17 protein-coding genes are annotated in these 17,052 nt (G+C 66.1%); 15 read left to right on the top strand and 2 right to left on the bottom strand.

What is annotated here, in order from left to right; all coding sequences use genetic code 11:
- The first annotated feature begins 7 nt into the window (after positions 1 to 7).
- From atpB to MSB02_RS03610, 15 genes are all read left to right on the top strand, one after another.
- Positions 8 to 793: a F0F1 ATP synthase subunit A gene (gene atpB / locus MSB02_RS03680; RefSeq protein WP_267193850.1), complete on the top strand. Its 786-nt coding sequence runs from the start codon at positions 8 to 10 to the stop codon at positions 791 to 793.
- 154 nt (positions 794 to 947) lie between these two features.
- On the top strand, positions 948 to 1,160 hold the full coding sequence (atpE, locus tag MSB02_RS03675; RefSeq protein ID WP_267193849.1) for a F0F1 ATP synthase subunit C: 213 nt from the start codon (positions 948 to 950) through the stop codon (positions 1,158 to 1,160).
- Positions 1,161 to 1,191: 31 nt separating this feature from the next.
- Positions 1,192 to 1,692 (top strand): F0F1 ATP synthase subunit B, encoded by a 501-nt coding sequence (atpF, locus tag MSB02_RS03670; RefSeq protein ID WP_267193848.1) that lies wholly within the window; start codon positions 1,192 to 1,194, stop codon positions 1,690 to 1,692.
- A complete protein-coding gene (gene atpH, locus MSB02_RS03665; protein ID WP_267193847.1) occupies positions 1,682 to 2,239 on the top strand; it encodes an ATP synthase F1 subunit delta in 558 nt (185 codons plus the stop codon). Before atpF ends, atpH begins: the two co-directional genes overlap by 11 nt.
- Positions 2,240 to 3,811 carry a F0F1 ATP synthase subunit alpha gene (gene atpA / locus MSB02_RS03660; RefSeq protein ID WP_267193846.1) on the top strand — a complete coding sequence of 524 codons (1,572 nt, stop codon included), beginning with the start codon at positions 2,240 to 2,242 and terminating at the stop codon, positions 3,809 to 3,811.
- A 1-nt stretch (position 3,812) separates the two neighbouring features.
- Positions 3,813 to 4,712 (top strand): ATP synthase F1 subunit gamma, encoded by a 900-nt coding sequence (gene atpG / locus MSB02_RS03655; protein ID WP_267193845.1) that lies wholly within the window; start codon positions 3,813 to 3,815, stop codon positions 4,710 to 4,712.
- A gap of 4 nt (positions 4,713 to 4,716) precedes the next feature.
- Complete coding sequence (atpD, locus tag MSB02_RS03650) at positions 4,717 to 6,150, top strand: F0F1 ATP synthase subunit beta (protein WP_407653139.1); 1,434 nt, start codon at positions 4,717 to 4,719, stop codon at positions 6,148 to 6,150.
- Positions 6,151 to 6,152: 2 nt separating this feature from the next.
- The gene (atpC, locus tag MSB02_RS03645; RefSeq protein ID WP_267193843.1) at positions 6,153 to 6,587 is read left to right on the top strand and encodes an ATP synthase F1 subunit epsilon; all 435 of its coding nucleotides are present in this window, start codon (positions 6,153 to 6,155) and stop codon (positions 6,585 to 6,587) included.
- A 154-nt stretch (positions 6,588 to 6,741) separates the two neighbouring features.
- The gene (gene murA / locus MSB02_RS03640; RefSeq protein ID WP_267193842.1) at positions 6,742 to 7,998 is read left to right on the top strand and encodes a UDP-N-acetylglucosamine 1-carboxyvinyltransferase; all 1,257 of its coding nucleotides are present in this window, start codon (positions 6,742 to 6,744) and stop codon (positions 7,996 to 7,998) included.
- Positions 7,999 to 8,007: 9 nt separating this feature from the next.
- Positions 8,008 to 8,433 (top strand): 3-hydroxyacyl-ACP dehydratase FabZ, encoded by a 426-nt coding sequence (fabZ, locus tag MSB02_RS03635; RefSeq protein ID WP_267193841.1) that lies wholly within the window; start codon positions 8,008 to 8,010, stop codon positions 8,431 to 8,433.
- Positions 8,434 to 8,484: 51 nt separating this feature from the next.
- On the top strand, positions 8,485 to 9,780 hold the full coding sequence (locus MSB02_RS03630; RefSeq protein WP_267193840.1) for a nucleotide sugar dehydrogenase: 1,296 nt from the start codon (positions 8,485 to 8,487) through the stop codon (positions 9,778 to 9,780).
- A complete protein-coding gene (locus MSB02_RS03625; RefSeq protein WP_267193839.1) occupies positions 9,777 to 10,811 on the top strand; it encodes a Gfo/Idh/MocA family protein in 1,035 nt (344 codons plus the stop codon). The genes MSB02_RS03630 and MSB02_RS03625 overlap by 4 nt, the downstream gene beginning before the upstream one ends.
- Positions 10,808 to 11,548, top strand: coding sequence for an acyltransferase (locus MSB02_RS03620; protein WP_267193838.1), 741 nt, complete (start codon positions 10,808 to 10,810; stop codon positions 11,546 to 11,548). The genes MSB02_RS03625 and MSB02_RS03620 overlap by 4 nt, the downstream gene beginning before the upstream one ends.
- A gap of 99 nt (positions 11,549 to 11,647) precedes the next feature.
- Positions 11,648 to 12,769 (top strand): DegT/DnrJ/EryC1/StrS family aminotransferase, encoded by a 1,122-nt coding sequence (locus tag MSB02_RS03615; RefSeq protein WP_267193837.1) that lies wholly within the window; start codon positions 11,648 to 11,650, stop codon positions 12,767 to 12,769.
- A gap of 272 nt (positions 12,770 to 13,041) precedes the next feature.
- Positions 13,042 to 14,436, top strand: a complete 1,395-nt coding sequence (locus tag MSB02_RS03610; RefSeq protein ID WP_267193836.1) for an LCP family protein — start codon at positions 13,042 to 13,044, stop codon at positions 14,434 to 14,436.
- Positions 14,437 to 14,441: 5 nt separating this feature from the next.
- Here MSB02_RS03610 and MSB02_RS03605 read toward each other — a convergent pair whose 3' ends face one another.
- Positions 14,442 to 15,659, bottom strand: a complete 1,218-nt coding sequence (locus MSB02_RS03605) for a glycosyltransferase family 4 protein (protein ID WP_267193835.1) — start codon at positions 15,657 to 15,659, stop codon at positions 14,442 to 14,444.
- A 4-nt stretch (positions 15,660 to 15,663) separates the two neighbouring features.
- Positions 15,664 to 16,977 (bottom strand): UDP-glucose dehydrogenase family protein, encoded by a 1,314-nt coding sequence (locus MSB02_RS03600; RefSeq protein ID WP_267193834.1) that lies wholly within the window; start codon positions 16,975 to 16,977, stop codon positions 15,664 to 15,666.
- Positions 16,978 to 17,052 lie beyond the last annotated feature (75 nt).

The following is a 17,052-nucleotide window of genomic DNA, read 5'->3' as shown; positions in this document are numbered from 1 at the left end:
TCGAAGTATGGATCAGATGCCTCACAAGATCGAAGAGCTTCTGCACGAGCTCTCGGTACTGCCGCTGTCCGGAGGACACGGTCACGAAGCGGCCGGTTTCAGCCTGACCAACTACACCTTCTGGCTCATCGTGGGATGTGTGGTGTTGCTGCTGTTCTTCGTGGTCGCGTCCCGCAAGACCAAGCTCGTGCCGAGCGGCATCGGCAACCTCGCCGAGGCGGGCGTCGACTTCGTCCGTAACGGGGTCTGTGTCGACATCATGGGACCCGAGGGCAAGAAGTACTTCCCGTTCATCGGCACGATGTTCTTCTTCGTGCTCTTCAACAATCTCATCGGTAATATCCCGCCTGCCCTTCCGGGCACGGGGACAGTGGGCACCACCTTCACCTGGGCGATCGTCGTCTTCATCTTCTACAACGCCATCGGCGTGAAGGCGGTCGGGGGCTTCTTCAAGTACATCAAGAGCTTCGTGCCCTCCGGTACGCCCTTCTGGCTCGCGCCGCTGATCTTCGTGATCGAGGTCATCTCGCACTTCCTGCGGCCGTTCACGCTGGGCATCCGACTCTTCGCCAACATGTACGCCGGCCACATCATGCTCGGCGTGTTCGCGATCTTCATGGCGCTGGCGATCGAGCACGTCACCGTGTCCAGCGCCCTCGTGCTGCCCCTCTCGTTCCTGATGCAGGTCATCCTGAGGGCGTTCGAGCTGTTCGTCGCGGTACTGCAGGCGTACATCTTCGCGATCCTGACGGCCGTCTATATCAACGGCGCGCTGCACGCGGGCGAGCACTAGGGCGGCACGGGCGGCCGCACCGGGCAGCCCGGCACGGAGCGCCGCGATGCGGCGCGTGAGAAGGTTTTGAGCGCCGCGATGGCGGCGTAAAGGGAATTGAAAGCGCCACCCGTCCGGGGACGGACCCACGGGTGGGAACCACAAGGAGGAAGTTATGGAAGCTCTGGGTGCTGCGCTCGCGTTCGGTCTCGGAGGCATCGGCGCCGCCATCGGTCTGGCCATCGTCGGCGCCAAGACGATCGAGTCTATGGCTCGCCAGCCTGAGATGGCCGGTCGCCTGCAGACCACCATGTTCATCGCCCTTGGCATGATCGAGGCGCTCGGTCTCCTCGGTTTCGTTCTCGCCTTCGTTCTGAACGCGGGCTAGGCGGCCACCGAAAGCGGGAGGAGCGACAAGCGTGGACATCATCATCCCTAACACCACAGAGATGTGGGTGAACATCGTCGCGTTCGTCGTCGTCTTCTTCGTCCTGGCGAAATTCGCGTTCCCGCCGATCACGAAGATGCTCGATGAGCGTGCGACCAAGATCAGAGAGTCTCTCGAGAAGGCCGAAGACACGCGTGTCGAGGCCGAGCGGCTCCTGGACGAGTACAAGACGCAGATGGCCGACGCGCGTGCTGAAGCGGCGCAGGTCATCGAGCAGGGCCGCAAGGTGGCCGAGTCGATGAAGGCCGAGATCCTCGCCAAGGCGCGCGAGGAGGCCGAGGCTGAGAAGGCCAAGGCAGTGGCTGCCATCACCGCGGAGAAGGAGTCGGCCATGGCAGAGCTCAAGGGCGAGGTCGCTGACCTCTCCGTTGCCGTGGCTGGCAAGATCATCGGCTCGAGCCTCTCCAAGGCCGATCACGAGGCGCTGATCGACAAGTACCTCGCGGAAGTGGGGAGCTTGAATGAGAACTAGCGAGACGATCGAGACCCTTGCCCGGGTGCTCTTCGAGCTCGCCACGTTGAGCGATGCCGTCGATGCCGTCGACGCCGACCTCGCGTCGGTGGTCAAGGCTGTGCGCGGCCATGTGGACCTGCATCAGGCGCTCACGGACACGAGCCTGCCCGCCGAGAAGAAGCGCGACATCCTGCGCGAGATCTTCGGCGAGTCGGTGGCGCCCGAGACCCTGGCGATCGTGACCCTCATGGTCGAGCGACGCATGACTGACAACCTCGGCGATCTCGCCCGGGCTTTCACTGAGACCGCTGAGGCGGAGCGTGGGATCGTGGTGGCCGAGGTCACCACGGCCATCGAGCTCGACGATGCGTTGCGGGCGAAGCTCGTGAAGCAGATTTCCACCGCCCTCGGGCGTCCCGTCACCCTGCGCGAGCGGGTGGACGAGACGATCCTCGGCGGCATCCGGATCAATGTAGCCGGCCGCGTGCTCGACGGGACCATCACGTCCCAGCTCGATGGCGTGCGCCAGGCGCTGACTACCACACGTCAGGGAGGTGAGGCGTAAGTGGCAGAGATCACCGCAAGCAGGATCGGCGACGTGCTGCGAACGCAGCTCGAGTCGTATCAGGCCTCCGTTGACGTACGTGAGGTCGGCACCGTCATCCAGATCGGTGACGGTATCGCACGTGTCGAGGGGCTGCGCGGAGCCATGGCCGGCGAGCTCCTCGAGTTCGTGGCCGGTGACGGCGAGGTCGTCTACGGCATGGCCCTGAACCTCGATGAGAACGAAGTCGGCGCGGTGCTCCTGGGCGGCACGTCGCTCATCAAGGAGAACGACTCCGTGCGGACGACCGGTCGCATCGTGGAGGTGCCCTCGGGCGCCGGCATGCTCGGCCGCGTCGTGGACCCGCTCGGTCAGCCGATCGACGGCAAGGGGCCCATCACCGCAGAGGGCTACCGCCCCGTCGAGTTCCGTGCGCCCGGCGTCATCGAGCGCAAGGGCGTGCACGAGCCGGTGCAGACCGGTCTCATGGCCATCGACGCCATGATCCCGATCGGCCGTGGTCAGCGCGAGCTGATCATCGGCGACCGTCAGACGGGTAAGACCGCCGTGGCGATCGACGCGATCATCAACCAGAAGGGCAAGGACCTCATCTGCGTGTACGTGGCCATCGGACAGAAGGCGTCCACCGTGGCCGGCGTGGTCGAGACTCTTGAGCAGTACGGTGCGATGGACTACACCATCGTCGTGGCAGCCAACGCCTCCGATCCGGCCCCGCTGCAGTATCTGGCGCCGATGGCCGGATGTGCGATGGGCGAGCACTTCATGTACAACGGCGCCAACGGCGAGCCGGCATCCGCGGACAACCCGGGCCGTCACGTCCTGTGCGTCTACGACGACCTGTCCAAGCAGGCCGTCGCCTACCGCCAGATGTCGCTCACGCTGCGCCGCCCGCCGGGCCGCGAGGCGTACCCCGGTGACGTCTTCTACCTGCACAGCCGCCTGCTGGAGCGCGCGGTCAAGCTCAGCGATGATAACGGCGCCGGTTCGCTCACGGCGCTCCCGGTCATCGAGACCCAGGCCGGTGACGTGTCGGCGTACATCCCCACCAACGTCATCTCGATCACCGACGGGCAGATCTTCCTGCAGTCGGACCTCTTCTTCCAGGGTGTCCGGCCCGCCATCAACGTGGGTATCTCGGTCTCCCGCGTGGGGGGCGACGCGCAGATCAAGGCGATGAAGCAGGTCGCCGGCAGCCTGCGCCTCGACCTCGCCCGCTACCGCGAGCTCGCCGCGTTCGCTCAGTTCGGCAGCGACCTCGACAAAGCCACTCAGGCCACGCTCAACCGTGGTGCGCGGCTTGTCGAGCTGCTCAAGCAGGGCCAGTACGCGCCGTATCCGGTGGAGCATCAGGTCATGGCGATCTACGCCGGGACCAAGGGCTACATCGACGATCTTCCGGTCGATGCGGTGCAGCGCTTCCGCGACGGTCTGCTCGAGTTCCTCGAGAACGCCCACCCCGAGATCGGGCGCGCCATCCTGAGCGATCTCAAGCTCACCGATGAGACCGCCGAGGCGCTGGGCAAGGCGATCGAGGAGTACAAGGCAGGATTCGACGCCGAGGGTCAGGCATAGCATGGCGAACCTTCGCGACATCAAGCAGCGGATCGGCAGCGTGCAGTCCACGCGCCAGATCACGCGTACCATGGAGATGGTCGCGACCGCGAAGATCAAGAAGGCGCAGGAGAAGATCGAGTCCGCGCGCCCCTATGCGTTCGCGATGATGGAGGTCCTGCAGAACGTCGCACGGTTCGTGGAGGATGCGTCGCACCCCTTGCTCGAGGAGCATGAGGAGCGCAAGCGTGTCCTGGTCGTCACGATAACCTCGGACAGAGGGCTCTGCGGCGCGTTCAACAGCAATATCCTCCGCATCACCGAGGACCGCATCCGCGCCGAGCACGGCAACGGGGTGGAGACCGACGTCATCGCGGTGGGCAAGAAGGCCATCGGCTATCTTCGCTACCGGGGCATCGATCCGGTGCTCGCATATCGTGACATGTCGGACAAGCCCACGTTCGCGGATGCGCGTTCGATAGCGGCGCACATCATCCCGCGGTACGCGGCCGGCGAGCTCGATGCGGCCTATATCGTCTTCAACCGCTTCAAGAACGTCGCCGAGCAGAAGCCGGAGACCTACCAGCTGCTCCCCATCGAGCACAAGGTCATGGAGGCCGAGGAGTCCGGTGATCCGTTGAGCACACTTCAACTGACGCCCGAGTACCTCTTCGAGCCGTCCGCTGGCGAGGTCCTGGAGCACCTGCTTCCAACGTATGTAGAGACACTCGTGTACCGGGCGCTCATGGAGTCGGCCGCCGCCGAACAGGGCGCGCGCCGGACGGCCATGAAGTCGGCCACGGACAACGCGAGCGAGATGATCACCACGCTGACACGCAGCTACAACCGAGCGCGGCAGGCCGCCATCACCACCGAGATCGCGGAGATCGTCGGCGGCGCCGCGGCACTCGAGGAGGCGTAGCGGCATGGCAGAGAACAAGGAGAGGTCGCCCATGAACGTCGGACGTATCGTGCGCGTCGTCGGCCCGGTTATCGACGTGGAGTTCGCGCCCGACGCGATCCCTGCGATCCACACCGCGCTCACCGTCGACGGCGAGACCGCGATCGGTGAAGTCCACCTGGTCGCCGAGATTCAGCAGCACCTGCCCGGCAACCTCGTGCGCGCCGTGGCCATGTCCTCCACCGACGGCATAACGCGCGGTATGGACGCCGTTGACACCGGTGCGCCGATCCAGATGCCGGTAGGGCCGTCAACGCTCGGCCGCATCTGGAACGTCGTCGGCCAGCCGGTCGATGGCAAGCCGATGCCGGAGGTCGAGGCGTTCTACCCGATCCACCGCGAGGCCCCCGAGTACGAGGACCTCGTGCCTACGACCGAGATCTTCGAGACCGGCATCAAGGTCGTCGACCTGCTCGAGCCCTACATCAAGGGCGGTAAGACAGGTCTGTTCGGCGGCGCCGGCGTGGGTAAGACCGTCATCATCATGGAGCTCATCAACAACCTCGCCATGCAGCACGGCGGTACCTCCGTGTTCACCGGCGTGGGCGAGCGCACCCGTGAGGGCACCGATCTGTATAACGAGATGACCGAGTCCGGCGTCATCGAGAAGACGGCGCTGATCTACGGCCAGATGAACGAGCCTCCGGGAGCCCGCCTGCGCGTGGGTCTTGCCGGTCTGACCTCGGCCGAGTACTTCCGTGACCAGGGCCAGGACGTGCTCCTGTTCATCGACAACATCTTCCGCTTCACCCAGGCGGGCTCCGAGGTGTCGGCGCTCCTCGGCCGTATGCCGAGCGCCGTGGGTTACCAGCCCACGCTGGCCACCGAGATGGGCGAGCTGCAGGAGCGCATCACGTCCACCAAGAAGGGTTCGATCACGTCGGTGCAGGCGATCTACGTGCCGGCCGACGACCTGACCGACCCCGCGCCGGCCACGGCGTTCACGCACCTCGACGCCACCACGGTGCTCTCGCGTTCGATCGCCGAGCTGGGCATCTACCCGGCCGTCGACCCGCTCGAGTCCTCGTCGCGCGCGCTCGACCCCGAGGTCGTGGGCGAGGAGCACTACCGCGTGGCCCGTGGCGTGCAGGAGGTCCTCCAGACCTACAAGGACCTCCAGGACATCATCGCCATCCTCGGCATGGACGAGTTGTCCGAGGAACAGAAGCTCATCGTGTCGCGCGCACGCAAGATCCAGCAGTTCCTGTCGCAGCCGTTCCACGTGGCCGAGCAGTTCACCGGTATGGCTGGCAAGTACGTCAAGCTCGAGGACACGATCCGCGGCTTCGCCGAGATCATCGAGGGCAAGCACGACGACATCCCCGAAGGCGCCTTCCGCTATGTGGGCACCATCGAGGAAGCGCTTGAGGCCGCCGAGAAGATGAAGGCGACGGCGTAGCCATGGCCCGTACCCTCCTCTGCGAGATCGTCACGCCGGAGAAGATCGTCTACACCAACGAGGTGGAGATGGTCATCGCTCCCACGCTCGACGGCGAGGTCGGCATCATGCCGCTCCACGCGCCGCTCGTGACCGTTCTGCGGCCGGGCGAGTTGCGTGTCCGCTACAACGACAACAAGGACGTGGAGTGGTTCGCGGTCTCCGGCGGGTACCTGCAGGTGCACCAGGACAAGGTGATCGTGCTGGCCGACGCCGCCGAGCACGCGTCACGCGTGGATGTGGAGCGCGCAACTCGCGCCAAGGAACTCGCCGAGCAGCGTATGGCCGAGATGAAGGCCAAGCCGCTCATGGAGCGCGAGCCCTCCGCGATCGACGAGTGCGAGGCCGACCTGAAGTGGTGCGAGATCCAGCTGCAGGTGGCCGAGCGGCGGTCGTGACGCGGCTTTCGATCGAGTTCACGCGTGGCGGGTCCGATGACGGACCCGCCACGCAGCGCGTCACGGGTCGGCAACAGCAGCGCCGGCGCGTTGGCGCTGTCATGGCTCGTCCGTTACCCTGCTAAGCACGAACCCATCGAAAGGATCCGCACCGATGCCGTCAATCATCGTCACCGGCGGCCGCCCGCTCTCGGGGTCGGTCCGTGCGGGTGGCGCGAAGAATTCGGCGCTCAAGCTCATGGCGGCGGCGTTGCTCGCGCCCGGGGAATCGGTCATACACAACGTCCCGGCCATCAGCGACGTGGACGTGATGGCGCGCGTGCTCGAAGGCCTCGGTGCGCGCGTGACCCGTGAAGACCACACCGTCCGCGTCGATGCGTCGGACGTCACCTCGGTGGAGACCCCGTACGAGCTCGTGGCCCAGATGCGGGCCTCGATCGTCGTGCTCGGCCCGCTCGTCGCCCGCTTCGGGCATGCGCGCGTGGCGATGCCGGGCGGCTGCAACATCGGGTCGCGGAAGATCGACATGCACGTCCACGGTCTCGAGCACCTCGGCGTGGACGTGTCGTTCGAACACGGGTTCATCGACGCCGCGGCGCCGGAAGGCCTCCGGGGCGCGCAGGTGATACTCGACTTCCCCAGCGTAGGCGCCACGGAGAACCTGCTCATGGCTTCGGTCCTGGCCGAGGGTGTGACCGTGATCGACAACGCCGCCCGGGAGCCCGAGATCGGCGACCTGGTGGACATGCTCACGTCGATGGGCGCCCGCATCTCGGGACGCGGCTCCTCGACGCTTGAGATCGAGGGCGTGCGAACGCTGACACCAGCCGAGCACACCACGATCGGCGATCGCATCGAGGCGGGGACGTTCCTGGTGGCAGGGGCGCTCGCCGGCGGCCCCGTCACGGTCACGGGCTTCGATCCCTCACACCTGGAGATGCTGCTCAACAAGCTCGGCGCTGCGGGGTGCGAGATGGTTGTGGCTGGTGAGTCGGTCACGATCTCGCGTACCGAGCCGGTCGTGCCGGTGGATATCGCGACGCTGCCGCATCCGGGGTTCCCCACCGACATGCAGGCGCAGTTCATGGCGCTCATGGCGCTCGCGCAGGGTGATTCAGTGATCACGGAGAACGTGTTCGAGAACCGCTTCATGTTCGCCGACGAGATCAAGCGCATGGGCGCCGACATCGACATCGAGGGGCATCGTGCTCTCGTGCGCGGCGTGGACCGCCTCGAGGGCGCCCCTGTCTGTTCGCCGGACCTCCGCGGTGGCGCGGCGCTGGTGCTCGCCGGGCTTGTGGCCGAGGGGCAGACGGTCGTCACCGGGGTCCATCACATCGAGCGGGGCTACGAAGACTTCACCGGCAAGCTGGCGTCCTTGGGCGCCGATGTGCGTATGAGCGAGGAATAGGAGACAGCGATGCTCGACCGAGAGGCGATCGAGAAGATCATCCCCCACAGGCATCCGTTCCTGCTCGTAGATCGCGTGCTCGAGCTGGAGCCGGGGGTGAGCGCCACAGGTGAGCTCGACGTGCGCTCCGACGCGTTCTGGGTGCCCGGGCACTTCCCGTCGCACCCGGTGATGCCGGGCGTGCTCATCGTGGAGGCGATGGCGCAGGTGGGGGCGGTTGCGCTGCTCTCGCGCCCGGAGAGCCAGGGCAAGATCGCGTTCTTCGCCGGGATCGACCAGGTGCGGTTCAAGCGTCAGGTCGTGCCCGGAGACACGCTCACCATGCGTGTGGACATCACCAAGGCGCGCGGCAGGATCGGGTTCGGCGAGGCGCGCGCTCTGGTGGGCGAGGCGCTGGCATGCTCCGGCACGCTGATGTTCGCGATAGAATCATAGGGTTGCCCGGCGGCGAGTCGCGCGGCTGGCACGATACACGAGAGGGATGAGATGGGACTCAAGGAGCGGATCGAGAGCGGAGAAGCGGTCCTCGGGGTCGTAGGGCTGGGCTATGTGGGCCTGCCGCTTGCCCTGGAGATGGCCAAGGCCGGGCACAAGGTCGTGGGCTTCGAGGTCTCTGCCGAGAAGGCCGACCTCGTCAATGCGGGAACGAGCTACATCCCCGATGTGCCGCAGGAGGAGTTCGCCCCGCTCGTGGAGGCCGGGCTCATCTCGGCGACCACCGATTTCTCACGCGCCGGTGAGGTGGACGCGATCGCCATCTGCGTCCCCACGCCGCTCAATGACATGAAGGAGCCGGACACCTCGTACATGGAGTCCGCGGCGCGCTCGGTCACCCCGTACCTGCATCCCGAGATGCTGATCACCCTGGAGTCCACCACGTATCCGGGCACCACCGAGGAGATCATCCAGCCCATCCTGGAGTCGGGCGGTCTCAAGGTGGGAACCGACATCTACCTGGCGTTCTCGCCGGAGCGGGTCGATCCCGGCAACCCCGTCTACCAGACCCGCAACACCCCCAAGGTCATCGGCGGCGTCACGCCGGCCTGCACCGAGAATGCAGTGGCGCTCTACGCCCGCTACATCGATACGGTGGTGCCGGTGAGCTCCACCCGCGTGGCCGAGATGACCAAGCTCCTCGAGAACACCTTCCGCGGTGTGAACATCGCGCTGATGAACGAGCTGCTGATGCTCTGCGAGCGCATGGGCATCAGCCTGTGGGAGGTCATCAAGGCGGCCAAGACCAAGCCGTTCGGCTACATGGCCTTCTATCCCGGTCCCGGACTCGGCGGGCACTGCATCCCGATCGACCCCTTCTACCTCTCCTGGAAGGCGAAGCAGTTCGACTTCCGCACCGAGTTCATCGACCTCTCGGGCCGCATCAACGAGAACATGCCGTACTACGTGATCGATCGGCTCATGGATGCCCTGAACGCGCAGCGTAAGCCGCTCGCCGATTCGAAGGTGCTCGTGCTCGGCGTGGCGTACAAGGCCGACATCGACGACATGCGCGAGTCGCCGGCCATCCGCATCGCCGAGTTGCTCCTGGAGAAGGAAGCCGACGTGGTGTACCACGACCCGTTCGTGCCGAGCTTCGCCGTGTCGGGGACGGATATCCCCGCGGTCGACCTGACCGCCGAGACGGTCGCGGCAGCCGACGTGGTGCTGATCATCACCGCGCACAGCGATGTGGACTACGCCCTCGTGGCGCGCGAGGCGTCACTCGTGCTCGACACGCGTAACGCGCTCGAGCAGTACGACGGTGGGAACGTGGTGCGGCTGTGAGCGAGCAGACACCGTTGAGGATCGGCGTCGTCGGCTTCGGCTACTGGGGCCCCAACCTGGTGCGCAACGTCCACAAGCTCGCGGACTCGGATCTTGTGTCGGTCTGCGACGCCGCACCGGCGAACCTCGCCAAGTTTTCATCGGCGTATCCTGATGTCCCCGTGTGCGCGAGTCTCGACGAGATGCTCGCCACACACGAGGTGGACGCCGTGGTCGTGGCCACGTCAGCGCCGAGCCACCACGCGGTGGCCAGGGCCGTTCTGGAGGCGGGCAAGCATTGCTTCGTGGAGAAGCCGCTCACGCTCACCAGCGAAGATGCCGCCGATCTCGTGAAGCTTGCCGACGAACGTGACCTGATCCTGATGGTCGGTCACCTCATGGTCTATCACTCGGCGGTGAACCACATCAAAGACGTGATCGACTCGGGCGAACTCGGCGACGTGATGTACCTGTACGCCCAACGTCTCAATCTGGGCAAGGTGCGTACCGAGGAGAACGCGTTCTGGTCGCTGGCTCCGCATGATGTGTCGATCGTGAATTACCTGCTCGGCGAGGCGCCCGAGAGCGTCTCGGCAACCGGGGCGGCGTACCTCAACCCGGGTGTGGAGGACACCGTGTTCGCCAACCTCCACTTCGCGTCGGGCCGGATGGCCAACATCCACGTGAGCTGGCTCGATCCGCACAAGACGCGCAAGTTCACCATCGTCGGCACGAAGAAGATGCTCGTGTTCGACGACATGGAGGCCACCGAGAAGATCTGGATCTACGACAAGGGCGTCGGCGCACCCGCCGACGCGCTCGGATATCGGGAAGACCTGACGCTTCGCTTCGGCGATATCACGGTGCCGTACATCAAGATGGCCGAGCCGCTCTCGCTCGAAGTGCAGCATTTCATCGACTGCTGCAGGAGCGGAGAGCGGCCCCGGTCGAGCGGCAGGGACGGCCTCGAGGTCGTGCGTGTGCTCGAGGCTGTGAGCGAATCGATCGCCGCTGGCGGAGCGCCGGTCGCCACGGCCCTGGAGGTCTCATGACCGCATATGTGCATCCCTCGGTACAGGTCGGAGGCGGCTTCTCGCCGTCGCCGTTCTGCGTGATCGATGAGAACGTGGTCATCGGTAACGAAGTCACCATCGGCTCGTTCGTCCACGTGTTCCCCGGCGCCGTGATCGGTGACGGTGTGACCATCAGTGACGGTGCGATGGTGGGCAAGCCGCCCAAACTCGCCAAGTCGTCCACCGCCAAGGGTGGCGACCTCGACGGGCTTGTGCTCGGCAGCGGGTGTGTCGTAGGGAACAACGCGGTCCTGATGGCCGGCTCCACGTTCGGCAGCGACTGCGTGATCGCCGACGGCGCCGGTGTGCGTGAGCGGTGTACGGTGGGCGATCGTGTCGTGATCGGCCGCAACGTGACGGTAGAGAACGACACCACGATCGGCAGCCGCACGCGCATCCAGACCGGCGCGTACATCACCGCGTACGTGACCATCGAGGAGGACGTGTTCATCGCTCCGATGGTGGTCACCACCAACGACAACTACATGGGGCGCACCGAGAAGCGCCTCAAGGAGATGCGCGGCTGTACGATCCGCCGTGGCGCGCGTGTGGGAGGCGGCTCGCACATCCTGCCCGGCATCGAGATAGGCGAGGAAGGGTTCGTGGCCACCGGATCCGTCGTCACCCGCGATGTGCCACCGCGCACCGTGGTGATGGGTGTGCCGGCGCGCGCGGTGCGCGATGTGGCAGCTGAGGAGCTTCTCGGCAACCAGTGAACGGCAGCGTTACGGATGGGCTCCGGGCGCCCCGCAGGCTGCAGCTCGTGTCACAATCGGATGGATCCCGGTAGACGACGTGTCATGAAGGAGTGTGCGATGGGTGTCCCCCTGCTCGATCTCAAGGCCCAGTACCGCGAGCTTCAGGCGGAACTCGATGCCGCCATCGGTGACGTGATGGCCAACGCGGCGTTCATCGGCGGCCCCAAGGTCAAGGGGTTCGAGGAGGCTGTCGCCGGGTACTGCGGCACCACGTATGCGGTGGCGTGCGGCAACGGCACCGACGCCCTGTTCCTGATCATGGCGGCGATGGGCATCGGCAAGGGCGACGAGGTCATCACCACGCCGTTCACCTTCTGGGCCACGGTCGAGTGCATCCGCCATGTGGGCGCAACACCGGTCTTCGTGGACATCGAGCCCGGCACCTACAACATGGACGTCTCGCAGATCGAGGCGGCTATCACCCCGCGCACCAAGGCCATCCTGCCGGTACACATCTTCGGCCAGTGCGTTGACATGGACCCGCTGCTCGAGATCGCGGAGCGTCACGGTATCGCCGTGATCGAGGACGCCTGCCAGGCGATCGGCGCAACCTACAAGGGCAAGCGCGCCGGATCGCTCGCGCACGCCGCCGCGTTCTCCTTCTTCCCGAGCAAGAACCTCGGCGCGGCCGGTGACGGCGGGATGATCACCACCGATGACGCCGATCTGGCAGCCCGTGCCCGCAAGCTCGCGAGCCATGGCACCAGCAAGAAGTACTTCCACGACGCGTTCGGCACCAACTCGCGCCTCGATGCGCTCCAGGCGGCGATCCTGCTGGTGAAGCTGCCGCACCTCGATCGCTGGAATGGCGAGCGTCGCGCGGCGGCAGCGGTCTACGGCGAGCTTCTTGCGGGCGTGGACGGTTTGGAGCTTCCCGTTGCGCGTGACTTCGGCGACGCCGTCTATCACCTCTACATCGTGAAGACGGAGAGCGCGGAGGCCGCCGAGACGGTCATGGGCGCGCTCAAGGAGGCGGGTATCGGTACCGCGCTTTACTACCCGCTCGCCCTGCACGAGCAGGAGGCGTTCGATCACGTGGACGGCTTCGTGCGCCCATCGCTTCCGATGGCCGAGTCATGCGATGCGCGCACGTTCGCGTTGCCATGCTTCCCGGGCATCACACGGGAGCAGCAGGAAGAGGTCGTGGCGGTCGTAAGAAGGGCGCTTGCTGGCGCGTAAGAGGTGCGCCCGCCGGCTACGGCTGCGCTCACGGCCGTAGGCGCGCGGGGAGCGAGTGCTATCATGCGTGCTACCCAATGCGCATGGAGACGGTCATCGGACACGCCGTACGTCGGTTCGGGTGCCGGTGAACGATACAGGTATCCGGATCGTCTATCCGCAAGTACGCCGGGACACTGCTCGAGGCGTCACGATGGCAGCTGTACGGTCGCAGCCGTCGGGCGGATGTTCGAGCAACGATACGAAGACTGAGCTACAGGGAGTCATACCGAGTGGGAAGACACTCACGCAAACGGGGCCGCGTCTACACGCGTAGCCGGCTCGACACGCCCAAGCCCGGCACATCGCGCCGGGCGGGGGATGCTGTCGAGGCGGCGCCGCGGATGCGTGTCCACCACGAGCGGCGCAACCGGGCGATCAAGCGGGCGGTCGCCAGTCTCGCGCTGCTCATACTGGTGCTCGTGGGCTGCGGCGCCGCATACGTGTACTCGCAGTTCGCTGCTGCAGGCCGGATCATGGAGGAGAATGCGCTCCAGTCGGCCGACATGGGCGAGTCGCTTACCGAGCGCGAGCCCAAGAAGCCCTACACGATCCTCCTCCTCGGTACCGATTTCCGTGATGGTGAAGAGGCGGCGCGAGCCGACACCATCATCCTCGCGCGGGTCGATCCAGAGGAAGGCATGGTATGGATGCTCTCCATCCCCCGCGACACCCGCGTGGAGATCCCCGGATATGGCGTGGACAAGATCAACGCCGCGCATTTCTACGGCGGCCCCAAGCTCATGGCCGAGACGGTGACAGCCCTCACGGGCGTGCCGATCAACCATTACGCGGAGATCGACTTCCGGGGCTTCGCCGCGATGGTGGATGCCCTCGGCGGGGTATGGGTCGACGTGGATGTGGAGATCGACGACTGGAAAGCCGCCAGCGGCCTCCCGCTCGCCGACCGGGAACCGCATATAGAACCCGGGTACCAGCGACTCAACGGCCCGCAGGCCCTCACGTACGTGCGCAGCCGCGACTTCCCCGACGCTGACTTCACGCGCATGAGGCACCAGCAGACCTTCTTCAAGGCGTTGGCCGACCAGGCTACCCAGATCGACAGCGTGTTCAAGATCCCGTCGATGGTGAAAGACGTGGCGGGGTACCTTACCACCGACATGACCGTTGCCCGGCTCGTGGAGTCGGCCATCGACCTTGCGGACATCGGCGGTGCGAACGTCGAGACGGCAACGCTCGAGGGCGAGTGGCGTTCTCCCTACGTGTGGCTGGACGAGGAGAAGAAGGAGCTGCTCGTCAGCGCCATGCTCGAGGGCCGCCGCTTCGATGAGTCGGCAGTGGAAGAGCCCGAGGAGATCGATCGGGCAACCATCAGCGTCACGGTCCGGAACGGCGCCGGCATCGAGGGCAGCGCCGGTACCACGAGCGACATCCTGGCCGCGCTCGGCTACACGATCACCGAGGTGGGCAACGCCAATCAGTTCGTGTACGAGGAGACGTTGGTGGTCTACTCCACCGACCATGCGGCGGCGGTACAGGTTGCCAGCGACCTGCCCAAGGCGAAGGTCGTGGAGAGCCGCGGCATGTACGCGTTCTCCACGGACATCCTGGTGGTGGTCGGCGACGACTACGCCACCTGGGATACCGCCACGGCAACGCCGCAGTAGCGCGCCTACCGGCCTGCTGCGTCTTCCAGAACGCGCAGCAGCGTGTCGGCCTGTTCGTCTCGGCTGAACTCCCGCTCTGCCAGCATTCGCGCGTTGCAGCCCATGCGCTCGCGTCGCTCCGGGTCGTCGGCGAGGGCGATGATCGCTTCTGCCAGCGCGGCCCCGTCGGCCGCCTTCACCGCGAGCCCCGCCTCGTTGTCGAGCACGAGTGAGCGCGTCCAGCCGGGCTGGTTCACGATGACCGGACGTCCCGAGGCCAGCGCGTCGAAGAACTTGTTGGGCGAGTTGGTGGCAAGGATCGGCACGTCGGCAAAGAGGGTGAGCAGTATGTCCGCCGTTCGCGTAATGGCGGGCACGTCCTGCTTGGGCATCGATCCCACGAGAAGCACGTTGGCGCGGCCGGCAGTGCGCTCGCGAAGCGCGGGCAGGCTCTTGCCGTCTCCCGCGATCAGGAAGACGATGTCGCTCCGGCCGCGCTCCTCAAGGATCCGCGCAGCCTCGGGGATCTGGTCGTGGAGGCCGTTGGACGGGCCGATCGCGCCGGTGTAGCCGACCACGAGCCGCCCCGAGAGGCCGAACCGATCGACGATCTCCGGATCCTTCTCTCCGGGATGGAAGAGGTCGAGGTCCGAGCAGTTGGGGATCACGTGAACTCGATCCGGATCCACGCCCTCGGCGATCACGCCCTCGGCCATGCCGGGGGAGAGGGCGATTACGTGCTCGGCGTGACGGTACAGGAAGCGCTCCAGGCGCTTCGCGATACGTGCGAGGAGGCCGCTGCGCTTGAGCGCGCCCATCTGGATGGCCGCCTCCGGCCAGAGGTCGCGCACCTCGAACACGAACGGTGTCCGGGTGATCCGGGCCGCCACCCAGCCGGGGACCCCCACAGTGAGCGGGGTGGAGGTGGCGAACACCACATCGTGCTTCCCGGCGGTCGCCGCCCGGCGCGTGGCACCGAAGGTGAACGCCAGGAACGACCACATCCGCCGGGCGTAGCTCATGTAGTTGGAGTAGCCGACGCGCACCGAGCGGATCGAGATGCCGTCGATCGTGCCGTCCACGTAGCGCGCCCGCTGGTACTCGTCGGGCAGCCGGGAGGAGCTGGTGATCACCGTGACCTTGTGTCCCTGCTCCACCCATCTGCGGGAGAACTCGTACGAACGGATCAGGCCGAGTGACGAGCCGCGCGTTGCGAAGAACTGATGGATGTACAGGATCCGCACGGGTCTAGCCGCTCCTGCCCGTCCTGTGGGCGCCCGGACGGCCCACGGCCATATAGGAGAGCCCCGCCGCCTCCACCTTGGAGGGATCGAGACAGTTCCTGCCGTCGAACACCACGGCGGGCGACGTCATCATGCCGGCTGCACGCTCCCAGTCGAGCGTGGCGAACTCGCCCCACTCGGTGATGACCACCGCTGCGGAGACGCCATCCAGCGCCTCCCACACCGTGGCGCAACGCGTGGCGCCGGGAATCTCAACCTCGGCGGCGATCGGGTCGTAGACCTTTACCGAGCAGCCCTCTTCCACGAGCAGGGGCACGATGTCCACAGCCGGTGATTCGCGCACGTCGTCGGTGTCGGGCTTGAACGCCAGTCCCAGCACCGCGATCGTGCGCTCGTGGAGGTGGGGAAGCGCCCGCACCAGGGCGATCACCGGCAGCAGACGCTGGCGGTTGTTCACCTCGATGACGGACTTCAGCAGCGAGAACTCGTAGCCGTTGATGGTGGCGATGAAGTCGAGCGCGCGGGTGTCCTTGGGGAAGCACGAACCGCCGTAACCGATGCCGGCGCGCAGGAAATCGGGCCCGATGCGCGTGTCCATCCCGATGCCGTGTGAGACCGCGTCGATGTCGGCACCGATGACGTCGCACAGATTGGCGATCTCGTTGATGAACGAGATCTTGGTGGAGAGGAACGCATTGGACGCGTACTTGATCGTCTCGGCGCTCGCTATGTCGGTGATCACACGCGGGGCGTCGACCGCCTCGTACAGCGCCGAGACCGCCTCGGCGGCGTCCGGCGTGTCCGAGCCGATCACGATGCGGTCGGTGCGGTACCAGTCTTCGAGCGCCTTGCCCTCGCGCAGGAACTCGGGGTTCGACACGTAAGCGATGTCCACAGGCGCATCGGCGAGTGTGCGCCGGATCAGTGCGTGGCCCGTCCCCGGGGGCACCGTGGACTTCATCACGAGCGTGAACGGGTGGGTGGCCTCGGCGGCGATGGCCGAGGTGACCGAACGCACGAAGCGCAGGTCGGCCGCGCCGTTGTCTGCCTGCGGGGTGCCCACGGCCACGAAGACGATGTCGCCGAGGAGATCGGCCCAACCGTCGTCAGGTGTGGCGAACGTTATGCGGCCCGACGCGATCGTCTTCGCGAGGAGCTCCTCCAGGCCGGGCTCGAAGATCGGGCTTGTGCCCGTGCGGAGCATCTCGATCTTCGCCTCGTCGATGTCGACGCACGTCACGTCGTGGCCCACGTCGGCGAGGCACACGCCCTGGATGAGACCTACGTATCCGGTACCGATGACGGTAACGTCAGCCATTGGTGTTCCCTTCGGCAGCAGTGCGGGGCCACACACGCGAGAGGCGCGGGGCGCGCGGTGAGAAGGCGCGGTCCG

This window comes from Anaerosoma tenue, assembly GCF_023161965.1.
GTDB classification, from domain to species: domain Bacteria; phylum Actinomycetota; class Coriobacteriia; order Anaerosomatales; family Anaerosomataceae; genus Anaerosoma; species Anaerosoma tenue.
Note: the sequence above shows the minus strand (reverse complement) of the source record. Positions and strands in the feature narration are given on the sequence as shown.